This is a genomic window from Pseudomonas sp. yb_2 (assembly GCF_043103905.1).
GTDB lineage: Bacteria > Pseudomonadota > Gammaproteobacteria > Pseudomonadales > Pseudomonadaceae > Aquipseudomonas > Aquipseudomonas alloputida.
The window spans coordinates 20,552-38,166 of the sequence record NZ_JBICKH010000054.1 but is presented as its reverse complement, the minus strand read 5'-3'; the positions used below and the strand labels follow the sequence as shown (position 1 = coordinate 38,166).

The 17,615-nt window shown below is 61.8% G+C and carries 19 protein-coding genes; 5 read left to right on the top strand and 14 right to left on the bottom strand.

All coding sequences use genetic code 11. From position 1 onward, the window contains the following. Positions 1 to 65 precede the first annotated feature (65 nt). Positions 66 to 992 (top strand): LysR family transcriptional regulator FinR, encoded by a 927-nt coding sequence (gene finR / locus ACF8FB_RS13035; protein ID WP_003252379.1) that lies wholly within the window; start codon positions 66 to 68, stop codon positions 990 to 992. Here the strand turns inward: finR and ACF8FB_RS13030 are convergent. The 3 genes from ACF8FB_RS13030 to ACF8FB_RS13020 all read right to left on the bottom strand — a co-directional run bounded on the left by ACF8FB_RS13030 (position 989) and on the right by ACF8FB_RS13020 (position 2,968). Beyond that, positions 989 to 1,354, bottom strand: a complete 366-nt coding sequence (locus ACF8FB_RS13030; protein WP_010952700.1) for a diacylglycerol kinase — start codon at positions 1,352 to 1,354, stop codon at positions 989 to 991. The two genes, finR and ACF8FB_RS13030, sit on opposite strands and share 4 nt — an antisense overlap. Positions 1,355 to 1,427: 73 nt before the next feature. Further along, positions 1,428 to 2,078, bottom strand: coding sequence for a response regulator transcription factor ErdR (gene erdR / locus ACF8FB_RS13025; protein ID WP_010952699.1), 651 nt, complete (start codon positions 2,076 to 2,078; stop codon positions 1,428 to 1,430). A gap of 179 nt (positions 2,079 to 2,257) precedes the next feature. Then, the gene (locus ACF8FB_RS13020; protein ID WP_003252373.1) at positions 2,258 to 2,968 is read right to left on the bottom strand and encodes a tRNA-uridine aminocarboxypropyltransferase; all 711 of its coding nucleotides are present in this window, start codon (positions 2,966 to 2,968) and stop codon (positions 2,258 to 2,260) included. Positions 2,969 to 3,184: 216 nt separating this feature from the next. Here ACF8FB_RS13020 and ACF8FB_RS13015 point away from each other — a divergent pair, with 216 nt between their 5' ends. Further along, a complete protein-coding gene (locus ACF8FB_RS13015) occupies positions 3,185 to 3,604 on the top strand; it encodes a quorum-sensing-regulated virulence factor family protein (RefSeq protein ID WP_003252372.1) in 420 nt (139 codons plus the stop codon). A gap of 14 nt (positions 3,605 to 3,618) precedes the next feature. Here ACF8FB_RS13015 and ACF8FB_RS13010 read toward each other — a convergent pair whose 3' ends face one another. Then, positions 3,619 to 3,828: a hypothetical protein gene (locus ACF8FB_RS13010; RefSeq protein ID WP_012053470.1), complete on the bottom strand. Its 210-nt coding sequence runs from the start codon at positions 3,826 to 3,828 to the stop codon at positions 3,619 to 3,621. Positions 3,829 to 3,988: 160 nt separating this feature from the next. On the opposite strand from ACF8FB_RS13010, the gene ACF8FB_RS13005 reads away from it, so the two are divergent. Next, positions 3,989 to 5,107, top strand: coding sequence for an LOG family protein (locus ACF8FB_RS13005; protein WP_003252368.1), 1,119 nt, complete (start codon positions 3,989 to 3,991; stop codon positions 5,105 to 5,107). A gap of 276 nt (positions 5,108 to 5,383) precedes the next feature. Here the strand turns inward: ACF8FB_RS13005 and recX are convergent, their stop codons facing one another. The 4 genes from recX to ACF8FB_RS12985 form a co-directional block, all read right to left on the bottom strand. Further along, the gene (gene recX, locus ACF8FB_RS13000; RefSeq protein ID WP_010952696.1) at positions 5,384 to 5,854 is read right to left on the bottom strand and encodes a recombination regulator RecX; all 471 of its coding nucleotides are present in this window, start codon (positions 5,852 to 5,854) and stop codon (positions 5,384 to 5,386) included. 21 nt (positions 5,855 to 5,875) lie between these two features. Beyond that, positions 5,876 to 6,943, bottom strand: a complete 1,068-nt coding sequence (recA, locus tag ACF8FB_RS12995; protein ID WP_003252365.1) for a recombinase RecA — start codon at positions 6,941 to 6,943, stop codon at positions 5,876 to 5,878. A 103-nt stretch (positions 6,944 to 7,046) separates the two neighbouring features. Continuing rightward, positions 7,047 to 7,529, bottom strand: coding sequence for a CinA family protein (locus ACF8FB_RS12990; protein WP_010952695.1), 483 nt, complete (start codon positions 7,527 to 7,529; stop codon positions 7,047 to 7,049). A gap of 55 nt (positions 7,530 to 7,584) precedes the next feature. Further along, positions 7,585 to 8,652, bottom strand: coding sequence for a hypothetical protein (locus ACF8FB_RS12985; RefSeq protein WP_392509124.1), 1,068 nt, complete (start codon positions 8,650 to 8,652; stop codon positions 7,585 to 7,587). A gap of 184 nt (positions 8,653 to 8,836) precedes the next feature. On the opposite strand from ACF8FB_RS12985, the gene mutS reads away from it, so the two are divergent. Then, complete coding sequence (mutS, locus tag ACF8FB_RS12980) at positions 8,837 to 11,410, top strand: DNA mismatch repair protein MutS (RefSeq protein WP_010952693.1); 2,574 nt, start codon at positions 8,837 to 8,839, stop codon at positions 11,408 to 11,410. A 140-nt stretch (positions 11,411 to 11,550) separates the two neighbouring features. Then, on the top strand, positions 11,551 to 11,874 hold the full coding sequence (fdxA, locus tag ACF8FB_RS12975) for a ferredoxin FdxA (protein ID WP_003252355.1): 324 nt from the start codon (positions 11,551 to 11,553) through the stop codon (positions 11,872 to 11,874). Between the two features lie 532 nt (positions 11,875 to 12,406). On the opposite strand, the gene rpoS is transcribed toward fdxA, so the two are convergent. From rpoS to ispF, 6 genes are all read right to left on the bottom strand, one after another. Next, entirely contained in the window at positions 12,407 to 13,414 is a 1,008-nt protein-coding gene (gene rpoS, locus ACF8FB_RS12970) for an RNA polymerase sigma factor RpoS (protein WP_003252351.1), read from the bottom strand. A 108-nt stretch (positions 13,415 to 13,522) separates the two neighbouring features. Further along, positions 13,523 to 14,380 (bottom strand): peptidoglycan DD-metalloendopeptidase family protein, encoded by an 858-nt coding sequence (locus ACF8FB_RS12965; protein ID WP_049588177.1) that lies wholly within the window; start codon positions 14,378 to 14,380, stop codon positions 13,523 to 13,525. A 237-nt stretch (positions 14,381 to 14,617) separates the two neighbouring features. Then, on the bottom strand, positions 14,618 to 15,256 hold the full coding sequence (locus ACF8FB_RS12960) for a protein-L-isoaspartate(D-aspartate) O-methyltransferase (protein WP_003252348.1): 639 nt from the start codon (positions 15,254 to 15,256) through the stop codon (positions 14,618 to 14,620). 35 nt (positions 15,257 to 15,291) lie between these two features. After that, positions 15,292 to 16,041 (bottom strand): 5'/3'-nucleotidase SurE, encoded by a 750-nt coding sequence (surE, locus tag ACF8FB_RS12955; RefSeq protein WP_010952690.1) that lies wholly within the window; start codon positions 16,039 to 16,041, stop codon positions 15,292 to 15,294. Beyond that, the gene (gene truD, locus ACF8FB_RS12950) at positions 16,029 to 17,087 is read right to left on the bottom strand and encodes a tRNA pseudouridine(13) synthase TruD (RefSeq protein WP_392511441.1); all 1,059 of its coding nucleotides are present in this window, start codon (positions 17,085 to 17,087) and stop codon (positions 16,029 to 16,031) included. The genes surE and truD overlap by 13 nt, the downstream gene beginning before the upstream one ends. After that, a complete protein-coding gene (gene ispF, locus ACF8FB_RS12945; RefSeq protein WP_003252342.1) occupies positions 17,084 to 17,557 on the bottom strand; it encodes a 2-C-methyl-D-erythritol 2,4-cyclodiphosphate synthase in 474 nt (157 codons plus the stop codon). Before ispF ends, truD begins: the two co-directional genes overlap by 4 nt. Positions 17,558 to 17,615: the final 58 nt, after the last annotated feature.

The following is a 17,615-nucleotide window of genomic DNA, read 5'->3' as shown; positions in this document are numbered from 1 at the left end:
GTTTAGGGGCAGCGACAATATCTGTTAACTGGATTATCAAGATATGTGTTATCGGTTATATCGATATGCGATTCACACTCCGTCAAATGCAAGTCTTCGTCGCCGTCGCCCAGCACCAAAGCGTCTCTCGGGCCGCCAGCCTGTTGGCGCTGTCGCAGTCGGCCGCCAGTACCTCTATCACGGAACTGGAGCGGCAATCGAGCTGCCAGCTGTTCGACCGTGCCGGCAAACGCCTGGCCCTCAATGCCCTGGGCCATCAATTGCTGCCACAAGCAGTAGCCCTGCTTGACCAGGCCAAGGAAATCGAAGACCTGCTCAACGGCAAATCCGGTTTCGGCTCACTGGCGGTCGGCGCCACGCTCACCATCGGCAACTACCTGGCCACCCTGCTGATCGGCAACTACATGCAGACACACCCGGAAAGCCAGGTAAAACTGCATGTTCAAAATACTGCGCATATCGTGCAACAGGTCGCGCACTACGAAATTGATCTGGGTCTAATCGAAGGTGACTGCAATCACCCCGACCTGGAAGTTCAGCCGTGGGTCGAGGACGAACTGGTGGTGTTCTGTGCGCCACAGCACCCACTGGCGAAACTGGGCCGCGCCGATATCGAAAGCCTTTCGCAGGAGGCGTGGATCCTGCGCGAACAAGGCTCAGGCACGCGCCTGACCTTCGACCAGGCCATGCGCCATCACCGCGCCAACCTCAATATTCGCCTGGAGCTGGAGCACACCGAAGCGATCAAGCGCGCGGTGGAGTCGGGCCTGGGCATCGGTTGCATTTCACGTCTGGCCCTGCGTGACGCCTTCCGCCGTGGCAGCCTGGTACCTGTGGAAACACCGGAGCTGGACCTGCTGCGCCAGTTCTACTTCATCTGGCACAAACAGAAGTACCAGACCTCGGCCATGCGTGAGTTTCTCGAGCTATGCCGCAACTTCACTGCGGGCTTTACCCGCAGTGACGAGATCGTGCTGCCGCCGATCGCTTAAAGCAGGATCACACCCCACACCAGCGCCACCATGGTCAGGGCCACCAGCTGTGCGGCGCTGCCCATGTCCTTGGCATTTTTCGACAGCGGGTGGCGCTCCAGCGAAATGCGATCGATGGCCGCCTCCACCGCCGAATTGAACAGCTCGACGATCAGCCCCAGCAGGCAAACGGCGATCATGATTGCCCGCTCGGCGCGGCTGACCGGCAGCCAGAAGGCAATCGGGATCAGCAGCACGTTGAGCAGCACCAGCTGGCGGAATGCGGCCTCGCCCTTGAAGGCGGCACGCAGGCCGTCCAGCGAGTAGCCAGCGGCGTTGAAGATGCGTTTGAGGCCGGTCTGGCCCTTGAATGGCGATGTCATGTGAGTCACTTCACAGCAGAAAGGCCAGCAGACTAGACCGGCTCGGGTCAAAAAAGCGTGAAGCCACACGCAGTCAGTTGCTGGCAACCGATTCAAGTTGTTGCAGCAGCAGTGCAGCCTGAGTCCGGGTACGCACGCCCAGTTTACGGAAGATCGCGGTAACGTGGGCCTTGATGGTCGCTTCCGACACGCTCAGCTCATAGGCGATCTGCTTGTTCAGCAAGCCTTCGCAGACCATGGTCAGTACCCGGAACTGCTGCGGCGTGAGGCTGGCCAAGCCTTCGCTGGCGGCCTTGGCCTCGGCCGAAACATCGACCTTTTCGAACGCCTGCGGCGGCCACCAGACCTCGCCGTCGAGCACCTTGCGCACCGCATCCTGGATCACTTCCAGGGTGCTGGACTTGGGAATGAAACCACTGGCGCCGAACTCGCGGGACTTGACCACCACGGCGGCCTCTTCCTGTGCCGAAACCATCACCACGGGGATCTGCGGGTACTGCCCGCGGAGCAGCACCAGACCGGAAAAACCGTAGGCACCCGGCATGTTCAAGTCCAGCAGCACCAAGTCCCAGTCGGCTTTTTCGCTCAGGCGGGTTTCCAGTTCGGCAATGCTCGCGACTTCGACCAGACGCACATCGGAGCCAAGCCCGAGGGTAACGGCCTGGCGCAGGGCGCCACGGAACAGTGGGTGGTCATCGGCAATCAGGATTTCGTATGTGGCCATCGATCTAAGGATCCTGTTCTGTGCCAGGCACTCGAGGGGAAGGGAAGCGCCCGGCGGGGAATCGGCGCCAAGGATGCCGAGCACGGTCAAGGGTGATCAAGCCAATCGCCCTGCCGCCTCGCCCACCCTGGCTGCCAGCTCCGTCATTATGAACCAAAGCAGGGGTTGTGCCCCTTGGACTATAGGAAGGTATGCAAACGCTGATGGGTGTCGTCCTGCTCGTCAAGCGGCAGCCGCCGCTTGCCGCTCAGGTAATGCAGGCTGAACACATCCAGATAGGCATCCAGCGCCTGCGAAGCCTGGCCATCGCCAGCAAGGTCCAGGCACATCGCCGCAACTTCTGCCGTACAGAAATGATCATCGCGCTTGGAGCGCCGCAGGCGGTAGCGCGACATCTGCTCGGCTTGCAGGCTCAACACCGGGAAGCGGTCCAGGTACGGGCTTTTGCGGAACATCTTGCGCGCTTCGGTCCAGGTGGCATCCAGCAGGATGAACAATGGCCGCTTGCCCGGCTCCCGCACCACCTCGCTGACCACCCGCTCCTGGGCAACGAACTCGCCCGGAAAAACGATATAGGGCTGCCAGCGCGGGTCATCGAGCAAGGCCAGCAGGCGCTCGTCAACTGCGGTGCGCAACCAGCCGAAGGCCCAGGTGTCTTCAATCAGGTCGGCAATCAACCAGCCGGTGTTGGTGGGTTTCAGCGGCTCGGTGTCGTGCATCAGCAGGCACACACCCGCGTCAGCCTGTACCCTAGGCTTCCAGGCACACAGGCAATGGGTGGCGATGACCCGGCAATCCGGGCAACGCTCGGCACGCGAGCCACGGGCGATGAAAGGCTTGTTGCTGCGGGCCAGGCGTTCGGCGCGCAGACGCGCTACCGCATGGCTCATGCCGGCAGGTCTCTGGACAGATTGAAAATGGGCACAAGGATGACTCGGAAAAAACAAGGCGGTCAGTCTACCAGAACAGGTGGCAATTGCTGTGCAGCCGGCAAAGCGCTCCTTATAATCGGACTTCTACCGTGCCGGTCCTCGCCACGCGCAATTTTACGGAACGCCGTTGACCCGCGCATGTCAAAGCGCCAGTCATCGAACCAGGAGAGATTCATGCTGCGCCTTATCGCCCCCGCCCTGAGCCTGCTGCTCGCCCTGCCTCTGGCAGCCCAGGCGGCATCCAAGCAGGATTACGACCTGAACACCCTGCTGCAGAAGGTCGCCAAAGAGAGCAGCGTCGGCACCCCACGCGCAATCAACGAGGACATCCTCGATCAGGGTTACACCGTTGAAGGCAAGGCGCTGGTCAACCACCTGAGCGTACGCCAGAGCCACGCAGCGCGCATGCAGGCCAACCCTGAGCAGGTGCGTAGCCAGCTCGGCGACAGCGTGTGCCGCAACAACGGCTTCCGCAACCTGATGTCCAAGGGCGCCGTCATGGTCTACCGCTTCACGGTCTACAAGACCAACCAGCCAGTCATGGACCAGGCCTTCGACAACGCCAGCTGCGTGGCCGGCAACAAGAAGAAGTAAGCACAGCGTCAACGCTACGCTTTCTCGTCCTCATGAGCGCGCCAGCGCCCTTCAACGGCATCGGCGCGCATCTCCGCTAACAGCGCCTGCAAGTATCGCGACCGACACTCCAGCCCCGACAGCCTGCGGCGGCACTCGGCTTCAAGGCTCAGGTGATGCACCTGGGCCGCGTTCTCCAGCTGCTGGTAGAGCTGCCAGTCCACTTCGATGACCAAGCGATGCATACCGCCACCTCCTGCATCGACACATTTCACTCCACCAGTTAACCAAACCCGTGCTGCCGATGGCCGCAGGCCGACAGGCGGCTGCGCCGAACACCTCGGCACGATCGGGCGCAAGGGTCTAGATTGAGGTCAGAGGTATTGGTGCAGAAGGAGACGTCGCATGCCTTACCATTCGAATGAACTGCTGTTCAGCCATTTCCGCGACAACAATATCGACCTGAGCAATATCGAAGCACAACTGCAACTGGTTGCCCCCAACAGCCCTAACCTGCCGCTTTACCGCGACATGATGCTGACCATCCTGCGCATGGCCCATGACGACAGCGACCGCTGGAGCGCCAAGATCACCCTGCAGGCCCTGCGCGAACTGGACCAGTCGTTCCGCACCCTGCAGCGTTACAAGGGCCGACGCAAAGTGACCGTGTTCGGCTCGGCACGCACCCCGCTCGAGCATCCGATGTACGCGCTGGCCCGCGAGCTAGGTGCCACTCTGGCGCGCTCCGACCTGATGGTTATCACCGGCGCCGGCGGCGGTATCATGGCGGCCGCGCACGAAGGCGCCGGCAGCGAGCACAGCCTGGGTTTCAACATCACCTTACCCTTCGAACAACATGCCAACCCGACGGTGAACGGTACCGACAAACTACTGCCGTTCCACTTTTTCTTCATCCGCAAGCTGTTCTTCGTCAAGGAGGCCGATGGCCTGGTCCTGTGCCCTGGCGGCTTCGGCACCTTGGATGAAGCGCTGGAAGTGCTGACCCTGATCCAGACCGGCAAGAGCCCACTGGTACCGGTGGTGCTGCTGGACTCACCGGGCGGCAGCTTCTGGCGTGACTGCCTGGACTTCATCAGCCGCCAGTTGGAAGAAAACCGCTACATCCTGCCCAGCGACCTGAAGCTGGTGCGCCTGGTACACAGCGCTGACGAAGCGGTTGAAGAAATCAACCAGTTCTACAGCAACTACCACTCCAGCCGCTGGCTGAAGAGCCAGTTCGTGATCCGCATGCACCATGCGCTCAGCGAGGCGGCGTTGTATGACATTCAGGAAGGGTTTGCCGATTTGCGCCTGAGTGGCAAATATCACCAGCAAGCGGATAGCAGCGCCGAGCACGAAGTTGGCAATTACAGCCACCTGACCCGCCTGTCATTCGCCTTCAACGGCCGGGATCAGGGCCGCTTGCGTGAGCTGGTGGATTTCATCAACCTGCCGGAGAACTGGGCCAAGCCACAACCCATGCATACCACGCAGAGGGCCAGACAGGCGCTGAAAGTGAGTTGATGCTTTTCTGTAACAGCTCGCGTGATACCTGCAGGAGCAACCTTAGGCTGTTTGCTCCTGCACCTGATCGGGTTGTTGTACGCAGACCGTCGTAGGAGCGGGTTTACCCGCGAAAGGGCCTGACCTGCTGGCCAATTTCCCTGGTCATTCGCCGTCGCAGCCGCTACCGCATTCGCGGGTGAACCCGCTCCTATGTATGGAATGGAGACAGCCGGGGGCATTTGGCAAAACAGATTATCCGCTACGGGCACGTGCCACCCACTGTGGTTTCGAGCTTCAATAATCGTCGAGATCACGCCCGCTGAGCAGACGACCGATCATGTCCATAGGGAACCCACGGTAAGCCAGGAACCGGGTCTGCTGGGCGCGGCTGCGCGGATCTTGCGGGCGCTGCCCGGCAAACTTGCGCTGCCACACGTCGCGCATACGCTCGCTCCAATTCACCTCGCTTTCACGCAGGGCCTGGTCGATATCTGCACGCGCCAAACCACGCTGACACAGCTCTTCGCGAATACGCGCAGGGCCATAGCCAGAGCCGGAACGATAACGAATGAAACTCTCGAGGTAGCGGGCTTCACTAAGCAGCCCTTCTTCGGCGAGCCGATCGAGTTCAGGCTCGATCAGCTCGTCCGAAGCGCCGCGCTGACGCAACTTGCGCGTCAGCTCGACTCGACCGTGCTCACGTCGTGCGAGCAGGTCCATGGCTGTCCGCCGGATGGCGACGGGGGTGTCGAGTACGGCAGACATATTTGGCTATCTACTGCGCAATCAATAACCGGCGTCAGCGTCGGCCATGTCATCGGCATCAGCTTCGGCAGCAGCAGCTTTGCCGGCTTCAGCAGCAGCACCCGCTTTCAGCAACTTCTCACGAATCTGCTTCTCGATCTCGGCACCAATAGCCGGGTTCTCAGCCAGGTACTTGGCAGCGTTGGCTTTGCCTTGACCGATCTTGTTGCCTTGGTAGGCGTACCAGGCGCCGGACTTTTCGACCAGGCCCTGAGATACCCCCAGATCAATGATCTCGCCGTTACGGTAGATACCTTTCCCGTAAAGAATCTGGAACTCAGCCTGACGGAACGGAGGCGAGACCTTGTTCTTGACGATCTTGACGCGGGTTTCGCTGCCGACCACTTCGTCGCCTTCCTTGACCGCGCCGGTACGGCGGATGTCCAGACGGACCGAAGCATAGAACTTCAGGGCGTTACCACCGGTAGTGGTTTCCGGGCTGCCGAACATCACACCGATCTTCATACGGATCTGGTTGATGAAGATGACCAGGCAGTTCGCGTTCTTGATGTTACCGGTGATCTTACGCAGTGCCTGGGACATCAGGCGGGCCTGCAGGCCCACATGCATGTCACCCATCTCGCCTTCGATCTCGGCCTTCGGTACCAGCGCGGCAACGGAGTCGACAATGATCACGTCGACCGCGTTGGAACGCACCAGCATGTCGGTGATTTCAAGGGCCTGCTCACCGGTGTCCGGCTGCGAAACCAGCAGGTCATCGACGTTGACGCCCAGCTTGCCGGCGTACTCAGGGTCAAGGGCATGTTCGGCGTCGACGAAGGCGCAGGTAGCACCGTTCTTTTGCGCTTCAGCGATGACAGACAGGGTCAGCGTGGTCTTACCCGACGATTCCGGGCCGTAGATCTCGACGATACGGCCTTTTGGCAGACCGCCGATGCCCAGTGCGATATCCAGCCCCAACGAGCCGGTGGAGATGGCCGGAATGCCTTGACGCTCATGGTCACCCATGCGCATGACCGCGCCTTTACCGAATTGGCGTTCGATCTGACCCAGGGCCGCAGCCAAGGCGCGCTTCTTGTTGTCGTCCATTGAAATCCTCACGTGTTCGACTTGGCCCTGACGGCCGGAATACCTGTATAAGTAGCCAGTATTATTCCACAGGCAGACGCCCGCGCAAACCCCTGTCGTCGATTTACTCGGCACCAAGCTGTAACAAGCCGTCTAACGCGGCGATCACCGTCTGTCGGCGCACCGCCTCGCGGTCACCATCGAACTGCCGACGTTCGCTGAACACCCGATCGCCATCACCCCAGGCCAGCCACACAGTGCCCACCGGTTTGGCTGGCGAGCCGCCGTCCGGCCCGGCCACACCACTCACCGCCACGGCGAAGCGTGCGCCACTGGCAGCCTGAGCTCCGCGGACCATGGCTTCGACCACTTCCTGGCTGACCGCCCCCACCTGACCGAACAACGCTTCAGGCACCCCCAGCTGGCGGGTTTTCTGGGCATTGGAATAGGTGACGTAACCGGCCTCGAACCAGGCCGAGCTGCCAGGTATGCGGGTGATGGCTTCGGCAATGCCACCACCGGTGCAGGATTCGGCGGTAGTCACCTGCGCATTGAATCGGCGCAGGTGTTCACCCAGGCGGGTGGCGAGCGTAGTGATCGGGTCCATGTGGGTGCTCCTTGAGGGCGGCTCTCTACCCTATCACCCTGCTTCGGGCTCTGGCTCAGGAAACTTTCAGGCTGGCCCGGGCGATTTCGCTGAACGCCAGTTCGTCACGCTGCCCCAGCCGCGGCAGCCCCTCAGGCCACTCCCGGCTCCAGTCGAAGCCGCCCAGCGTGCGCATGTCCTCGATTGCCGAACGCCACCAGACCACCTTGCACGCGCGCTGGTAATCATCACCACTCATCACACTGCCGTAGAGCAACTTGCGGCCGATGCCACGCAACTCCCGGGGTACATGCTTGAGGCTCCATTTCACCGAGAGCCGAGCCAACCACGAGGGCACCGGGCGATGCGCCGGCACCTTCAGGGCCAGACCTGGCATCTTCGAATGAAAATGCTCGCCATGCCTGGCAAAGAAGATTTCTAGAATGGCATGCACGTACTGCTTCATCGCAAAGTAATGGCTGATCACGCCGCGCGCCTCGTTGATCGGCGCGCCATGCAATTCGAAGGAAAAAGCGATCTGCTCGATCGTATGCAAGTCACGGGCATACGGCGTCCAGTCGTCAATCCGGACGATGGCGCGCTCGGCGATGCCAACGTTGTCGCGGGTAAAGCCCATCACACCGCTGTTACACAGCCGCAGGTCATCGGCCGTTGCTTCGCCCGACTCCGCAAGCCCCTCGACGAAGCTGCGGTAATAGCTGCTGCGCGAGGCCTCGGCCCAGCTCATTTCCACCTCGTCGACCAAGAATTGCCCGACATCGACCTGGCTGAACAGCTTTTGCGGCGACTGCAGAAATACCGTATCGGTATCGATGAACACGGTCTTGTCCGCCCACTGCCCGGCCTGGGCAATGGCGCAGGCCTTGCGCCGATGGGTGTAGCCGCCGTCGCCGGCCCAGGCCTGCAAGGTCTGCTCGTCCAGTGCGATCACTTCCACCGGCCAGCCGGCAAAAGCCTGTGGCTGGTCGGTAAGCACGCGGATCACCGGCAGCTCAGCCGCCTTGCAACGGGCCAGGGCGGTGAGGATGCTGAGTTTTGCCTCCAGCTGATAGATCCGGCGCTCGCCATAAAGGAGGTAGATCAGCTGTTGCGTTACATAAGGGACAGGGCTGGACACATTCATCGTGCAGGTCACGGCTAGGGGCATTCATCGAGGGGCGCGCATTCTAGAGGGTTACGCGGCGCAGCTCCACCATTGCCCGCCAGACTGCGCGCATGCCCCATAGCACGCGCCTGCATCGCAACGAAAAAGCCTGTACCATTACGGGTTTACCATCGCCAACCAGATCCCCCCTGTAAGGCCCTGAATGTCAGATCTTTCCGCACACACCCCGATGATGCAGCAGTACTGGAAGCTGAAAAACCAGCACCCGGACCAGCTGATGTTCTACCGCATGGGCGACTTCTACGAGATCTTCTACGAAGATGCGAAAAAGGCCGCGAAACTGCTGGATATCACCCTGACCGCCCGCGGTCAGTCGGCCGGCCAGTCCATCCCCATGTGCGGGATTCCGTTCCATTCGCTGGAAGGCTACCTGGCCAAGCTGGTCAAGCTCGGCGAGTCGGTGGTGATCTGTGAGCAGATCGGCGACCCCGCCACCAGCAAGGGCCCGGTGGAGCGCCAGGTGGTGCGCATCATCACCCCGGGTACGGTCAGTGACGAGGCACTGCTCGACGAGCGCCGCGACAACCTGATTGCCGCCCTGCTCGGTGACGAGCGCCTGTTCGGCCTGGCGGTACTGGACATCACCAGCGGCAATTTCAGCGTGCAGGAGATCAAGGGCTGGGAAAACCTGCTAGCCGAACTCGAGCGCCTGAACCCGGTCGAGCTGTTGATCCCCGACGACTGGCCACGGGACCTGCCTGCGGAGAAACGCCCAGGCGCCCGCCGCCGCGCCCCCTGGGACTTCGACCGAGACTCGGCACGCAAGGCCCTGTGCCAGCAGTTCGCGACCAAGGACCTCAAGGGCTTCGGCTGCGACAAGCTGACCCTGGCCATCGGCGCCGCCGGCTGCCTGCTGACCTATGCCAAGGAAACCCAGCGCACCGCCCTGCCGCACCTGCGCAGCCTGCGCCACGAGCGTCTGGACGATACAGTCATCCTCGATGGGGCCAGCCGCCGCAACCTGGAGCTGGACATCAACCTGGCCGGCGGGCGCGACAACACCCTGCAATCGGTGATCGACCGCTGCCAGACCGCCATGGCCAGCCGCCTGCTGAGCCGCTGGCTGAACCGCCCGCTGCGCGACCTCAAGGTGCTGCAAGCACGCCAGGACTCGATCCGCTGCCTGCTCGACAGCTACCGCTTCGAGAAGCTGCAGCCGCAGTTGAAGGAAATTGGCGATATCGAGCGGATCCTCGCCCGGATTGGCCTGCGCAATGCCCGCCCGCGCGACCTGGCACGCCTGCGCGATGCGCTGGGCGCGTTGCCAGAGCTGCAGAACGCCATGACCGAGCTCGAAGCGCCGCACCTGGCGCGCCTGGCGGCAATTACCGGTACCTATCCGGAGCTGGCCAGCCTGTTGGAGCGGGCGATCATCGACAACCCGCCGGCGGTGATCCGCGACGGCGGCGTACTGAAAGCCGGCTATGACAACGAACTGGACGAGCTGCTGGCAATCAGCGAGAACGCCGGCCAGTTCCTGATCGACCTGGAAGCCCGTGAAAAGGCTCGCACCGGCCTGGCCAACCTCAAGGTCGGCTACAACCGCGTGCACGGCTACTTCATCGAACTGCCGACCAAGCAGGCCGAGCAGGCCCCGGGCGACTACATCCGGCGCCAGACCCTCAAAGGCGCCGAGCGCTTCATCACCCCGGAGCTGAAGGCGTTCGAGGACAAGGCATTGTCGGCCAAGAGCCGCGCCCTGGCCCGCGAGAAGATGCTCTACGACGCGCTGCTGGAAACCCTGATCAGCCACCTGGCGCCACTGCAGGACAGCGCAGCCGCCCTGGCCGAACTGGACGTGCTCAGCAACTTGGCCGAGCGCGCACTGAACCTCGACCTGAACTGCCCACGCTTCGTCGACGAGCCTTGCCTGCGCATCGAGCAGGGCCGCCACCCGGTGGTGGAGCAGGTGCTGACCACGCCGTTCGTGGCCAACGACCTGGGCCTGGACAACAGTACGCGCATGCTGATCATCACCGGCCCGAACATGGGCGGTAAGTCGACCTACATGCGCCAGACAGCCCTGATCGTGCTGCTGGCGCACATCGGCAGCTTCGTCCCTGCGGCGAGTTGCGAGTTGTCGCTGGTCGACCGCATCTTCACCCGCATCGGCTCCAGTGACGACCTGGCCGGCGGGCGCTCGACCTTCATGGTGGAGATGAGCGAAACCGCCAACATCCTGCACAATGCCACCGACCGCAGCCTGGTGCTGATGGACGAAGTGGGCCGCGGTACCAGCACCTTCGACGGCCTGTCGCTGGCCTGGGCTGCCGCTGAGCGCCTGGCCCAGCTGCGTGCCTACACCTTGTTCGCCACCCACTACTTCGAACTGACCGTGCTGCCGGAGAGCGAGCCGCTGGTGGCCAACGTGCACCTGAACGCCACCGAGCACAATGAACGCATCGTGTTCCTGCACCACGTGCTACCCGGCCCTGCCAGCCAAAGCTACGGCCTGGCCGTTGCGCAGTTGGCCGGCGTACCGACGGCAGTGATCCAGCGTGCCCGCGAGCACCTTGGCCGGCTGGAAACCACCAGCCTGCCCCATGAGCAGCCAGCGGCCCACAAGGCCAAGGACGCGCCGCAAGTGCCGCACCAGAGCGACTTGTTTGCCAGCCTGCCGCATCCAGCCATCGAGAAGCTGGGCAAGCTGCAACTGGACGACATGACCCCGCGTCAAGCTATCGAAATGCTATATCAACTAAAGAACCTGTTATAACGGCGCCCATTACAAGCTGGTAGAATCCGCCGCGGTTTGCTGGTGCTGCAGGTTATTAGCCTGGCCTGCAGCCACATGCCCGTAAACCGCGCGGCCCTGAGAGGAAGGGCCGCCGCCGTCGCCTGAGGAGAGAATTAGAAATGACCTTCGTCGTCACCGACAACTGCATCAAATGCAAATACACCGACTGCGTGGAAGTCTGTCCGGTGGACTGCTTCTACGAAGGCCCGAACTTCCTGGTCATCCACCCGGACGAGTGCATCGACTGCGCCTTGTGCGAGCCGGAGTGCCCAGCGCAAGCCATCTTCTCGGAAGACGAAGTGCCTTCGGGCATGGAAAACTTCATCGAGCTGAACGCCGAGCTGGCGGAAATCTGGCCTAATATCACCGAGCGTAAGGACGCCCTGCCGGACGCTGAAGAATGGGATGGCAAGCCTGGCAAGATTGCCGACCTGGAGCGCTGATAGCGCCCAGACGCGAAAAAGGCCCTTCGGGCCTTTTTTGTTTTCCTACGGGCAAAAAAAGGGGCGGTTTGACCCGCCCACATTTTTTTCCGTAGTCCCTGCTTGTCCCAAACATCATCCTGATGAAATCGCTTCTTGCGATGTCCCTGGCCTTCATCCTGAAAGCCTGTGCATGTCCCTGTGCACAGTTCGAATACTAGCGGGTTCAGCCGGGCGAGCAAGCGATGGACCTTGCAAGGTATTTCCGCGGACACATTTATTCACCGGTGAATAAACCATGCTTTTCAATGGGTTGTAAAAATGCAGCCTTTGGAAACGACTTTGATTTACTGAAGGTTGCATGGAAAGCTTACACAACGAGTAAGCAAAGGCTTACACGCGATGTTACTGGGGTAGCGCGGTACACATTTGATTGTGCCTTGCCTGGCAGAGTCTGGGCGCCATGCGCCCCGGCAACCGGAGGGGAAACTGGTTTTTCTTCACAAACAAAAACGCCCCGAGATCACCGGGGCGTTTTTTGTTACAGCGCTAGCTACTGGAACAATGACTCGCTGGACAGACCATTCTTTTCAAGGATCTCGCGCAAGCGCTTGAGCCCTTCCACCTGGATTTGCCGCACGCGTTCACGGGTAAGGCCGATCTCCAGCCCAACATCCTCCAGGGTACTGCTTTCATGGCCGCGAAGGCCAAAGCGGCGTACAACCACTTCACGCTGCTTGTCGGTCAACTCGCCCAGCCACTGATCGATGCTCTGCGACAGGTCATCATCCTGCAGCAGTTCGCACGGGTCGGTCGGGCGGTCGTCGGTCAGGGTATCGAGCAGGGTCTTGTCCGAATCCGGGCCAAGCGACACGTCTACCGAAGACACCCGCTCGTTCAGGCCGAGCATACGCTTGACCTCGGCGACCGGCTTTTCCAGCAAGGTGGCGATTTCTTCCGGCGAGGGCTCGTGGTCGAGTTTCTGCGTCAGCTCGCGCGCGGCGCGCAGGTAGACGTTCAGTTCCTTGACCACGTGGATCGGCAGGCGAATGGTGCGGGTCTGGTTCATGATCGCCCGTTCGATGGTCTGGCGAATCCACCAGGTCGCATAGGTCGAAAAACGGAAACCACGCTCCGGGTCGAACTTCTCGACCGCCCGGATCAGCCCCAGGTTGCCCTCCTCGATCAGGTCGAGCAACGACAGGCCACGGTTCACGTATCGACGGGCAATTTTGACAACCAGGCGCAGGTTGCTTTCGATCATGCGCTTGCGGCCGGCAGGGTCACCCTTTTGCGACAAGCGCGCAAAATGCACTTCTTCTTCCGGCGAAAGCAGCGGCGAGAAACCAATCTCGTTGAGATACAGCTGGGTGGCATCGAGCGCCCTGCTGTAATCGATGTACTTGTGTTGCTTGAGCGAAGAGCCCGATTTGGCCCTCGTCCGAACCGAAGATACAGCAGGTTCGTCTGACACCACATCCGTTTCCAAAACGATACCCGTCTCCATCAGGAGGACGTCATCGTCGATGTCAAACTCCGGCACTTCTTTACTGAGAGCCATTGTTATAATCCTTTGCTGAGTTCGAACTCAGACTCGAGCGGCACCTTTCTCCCTGGCAGCGCTTGAGCCTGTCCCCTCTACATCACAGGAACAGGCTGGGTACAACGGTCAACGACGTGGCAGGAACTGGAGTGGATCGACGGGTTTGCCCTGGCGGCGAATCTCGAAATGCAGCTTCACCCGATCTGTGCCCGTAGACCCCATTTCAGCAATCGACTGCCCTGCCTTGACCTGCTGCCCCTCCCGAACCAACAGCCTGCGGTTATGACCGTAGGCACTGACGTAGGTGTCGCTGTGCTTGATGATGATCAGCTCGCCGTAGCCCCTCAAACCACTCCCGGCATAAACCACCGCACCATCAGACGCAGCAAAAACAGGCTGTCCCAAATCACCGGCGATATCAATGCCTTTATTCAAACTACCGTTTGAAGCGAATTTTCCAATCAGTACACCGTTGGCAGGCCAGGTCCACCCACCTACCGCGCGCTCTGCGGCTGGTACGGTAGCAACCACAGGGGCAGGGGCGGAAGGCGCCGACGTGGCCGGTTTGCTGGTGCTGGCAGGCGCCGTGGCTGTGCTGCCCACAGGCCGCCGCGTGACCGTGGTGCGGCTTGACGAGGACGGGCTGGACACCACCGTGGTGCGGCTGCTGGAACCGCTGCTGAAACGAATCGCTTGGCCCGGGCGGATGGTATAAGGCGCCTGAATGCCGTTGCGTGCAGCCAGCTCCTTGTAGTCCCAGCCATAACGGAAGGCGATGGAGAACAGGGTGTCGCCTGGCTTGACGATGTATTGCCCAGAAGTCACCGCCGGGCGCTTGGGCACGGTGTTGTTGCGGTCGACCACCCGCGCGCTGTTGCTGCTGGTGCTTGAGCAACCCACCAGAAGCGAGCCCATGGCCAATGCAATCACCAGAAGCTTGAAACCCGACCCGTCCTTGCGCTGCCGAATGACTGTGTGACCCACCCGCGCTCCCCTCATGGTGCCGAAAATCGATATGAAGACAAGAAATGCAATATTGTTGCAATTATAACCAAGCCAGCCGGTAATGGCAGACGGGTACAAAAGACGGGCATAAAACCCCGGTGCACGCTGTGCGTCAGCGCTTCGCACCGCCTGATAGACAGGGCGAAGCGACAAGAATTCGCCACCGGCACAAAAATACACCGCGCCTCATGCCCGCACAGCTCGGATCAACAGGCCTCAGGCCAGGGGACCATTGAGCAGCGGCACGAAACGCACAGCCCCCAGTACCCGACGGGAGAATCCATGCTCCTCGCGCACGATCAGCATCAGTTGCTGCGCTTCGCCGGCCGGCCCTACCGGGATGACCATGCGCCCACCGGGTGCCAGTTGGTCGAGCAGTGCCTGTGGCACTTCCGGCGCCACGGCGGTGACGATGATGCCGTTGTACGGCGCAAGCGCCGGCCACCCCTCACAACCGTCACCCCAGCGGAAGACCACGTTGCGCAGGTTAAGCTCCACCAGGCGCTCTTTGGCCCGGTCCTGCAGTACCTTGATACGCTCTACCGAAAACACTCGCTCGACCAGCTGGGCCAGGATCGCCGTCTGGTAGCCCGAACCGGTGCCAATCTCCAGCACCTTGTCCAGCGGCCCGGCCTCGAGCAACAACTCGCTCATGTGAGCAACCATGAACGGCTGGGAGATGGTCTGGTTGTGGCCGATCGGCAGCGCGGTGTCTTCGTAAGCCCGATGCGCCAGCGCCTCGTCGACGAACAGGTGGCGCGGCGTACGACGGATCACGTCGAGCACCTTGGTGTTCGAAACCCCCTCTTCGCACAAGCGCTGGATCAGCCGCTCCCGGGTACGCTGAGAGGTCATGCCGATGCCACGCCGCAGCATATCGTCCTCACGCATCAGAGCAGGCCCTCCAGCCAACCATCGAGCTGCTCGAAGGCATCATTGAAGGTGCGGTCGAGCTGCAACGGGGTAATCGATACGTAGCCTTGCATCACTGCGTGGAAGTCGGTGCCTGGGCCGCCGTCCTCGGCATCACCGGCCACGGCAATCCAGTAGCCTTCCTTGCCACGCGGGTTGACCACCTTGGTGGGCGCCGCCGCCCGCGCCCGGTGACCGAGACGGGTGAGCTGGATGCCACGGATGTGCTCCAGCGGCAAGTTGGGAATATTGACGTTGAGTACGGTGCGTGGCGGCAACACCAGACGCGACTGTGCTTCGACCAGACGACGGGCGATATAGGCCGCAGTCGGCAGGTTGTCCGGCTGGCGCGACAACAGCGAGAACGCCAGCGAGGTACCGCCGAGGAAGCGGCCTTCCAGCGCCGCAGCGACCGTTCCCGAATACAGCACGTCATCGCCCAGGTTGGCACCGAGGTTGATCCCCGACACGACCATGTCCGGCATCTGCGGCAACAGCCCATTGAGCCCCAGGTGCACGCAGTCGGTCGGCGTGCCGTTGAGACTGATGAAGCCATTGGCCAGGGTCTGCGGATGCAGTGGCCGGTCCAGCGTCAGCGAACTGCTGGCGCCGCTCTTGTCTTGATCCGGGGCGATCACCGCGCACTCGGCATAATCCGCCAGCGCAGCGTGCAGCGCGGCGATGCCAGGTGCGGTAACACCGTCGTCATTCGAAATCAGAATACGCATGGGCTGTCCGTCTGCCCTGCCGACACCAGATCCACGACTTCACGCACCATCACGGTGGCGAAGCATCCGGCCGGCAGGACGAATTCCAGTTGCAGGATATCAGGCTCGGGATAATGCCACGTCAGGCCGCCAATAGGGAGCCGCAGAATTCGCCGTTCGTGATCCATGCCCGCCTGGGCCAGCCACTGGCAAAGTGCCGGCTGACGTGCGCCGATAGCGTTTTCCAGCTGGGCAGGCGCAGCGCCAGCAGGTGAAGCGCCCTCCCCCCACATCGGGCCGGTTGGATGCAAGTCGAGAATCGCCAGCCGCGGGTCGGCACATTCCGCCTCACCCGCCGGGAAGAAACTGCGGCTGTCGGTGAACGCCAGCAGGTCCCCGACCTGGGCTCTGGCCCAGCTACCGTCAGCGACACGCGCAGCCAGCAACTGATTGAACAGGTAGCTGCGCCCGGCCGAAAGCAGCCGCGAACGCACGTTGCGCTGTTCAGGCAAAGCCTTGCGCGCGGCCCAATCGAGGGCGTCATGGACGTTGCCACCCCCGTGCCCGAAGCGCTGGGTGCCGAAATAGTTGGGCACACCTTGCTGCCTGAGCTGCTCCAGGCGCGCATCCACCGCCTGGTGATCGGCAGCCAGGGCGGTCAGGCGCAAGGTGAACCCGTTGGCCGAATGCGCGCCGCGCTGCAGTTTGCGCTGGTGACGCACCTGTTTGAGTACCCGCAGGCTGGCATCCTCGGCACGCGACAGATCCGGATCGGCCTTGCCCGGCAGGTGCAGGCTGAACCACTGGCGGGTCAGCGCCTGGCGGTCCTTCAGGCCGGCGTAGCTGATGCTGCGCACCGGCACGCCAGCGGCGCGGGCAAGGCGCCGGGCGGCTTCTTCAGTGTTCAGGTCACGCTTCTCGACCCACAGCCACAGGTGCTCGCCTTGGCCGGATAGCGGTATATCCAGAACTTCGTCAACCTGAAAGTCTTCGGCAACCGCTTTGAGGATGGCGGTGCCCAGGGGTTCGCCCGATGCGCGCGGGCCCAGCAGTTCCAGTTCGGTCATGCTGGCAGCAGCAGGGCGACCGAATGCACGGCAATGCCCTCCTCGCGGCCGGTAAAGCCCAGCTTCTCCGTGGTGGTGGCCTTGACATTGACCTGGTCGAGCTCGACCTGCAGGTCTTCGGCGATCAGCTGGCGCATGGTTTCGATGTGTGGGGCCATTTTCGGTGCCTGGGCGACGATGGTGGCGTCAACGTTGCCGACCTTCCAGCCCTTGGCCTTGACGATGCCGACCACATGGCGCAGCAGCGCGCGGCTGTCAGCCCCCTTGAACTGCGGGTCAGTGTCAGGGAAGTGCTTGCCGATGTCGCCCAGCGCCGCAGCGCCAAGCAAGGCATCGCTCAGGGCGTGCAGCAGCACGTCACCGTCGGAGTGGGCCAGCAGGCCGTATTTGTGGGGGATACGCACCCCGCCCAGGGTAATGAAATCACCGTCGCAGAAACGGTGCACATCGTAGCCGTGGCCAATACGCATAAGAAAACGCCCTGAATGAGTCAGGGCGTGATTCTACCTGCTTTGCAGGGGATTTGTG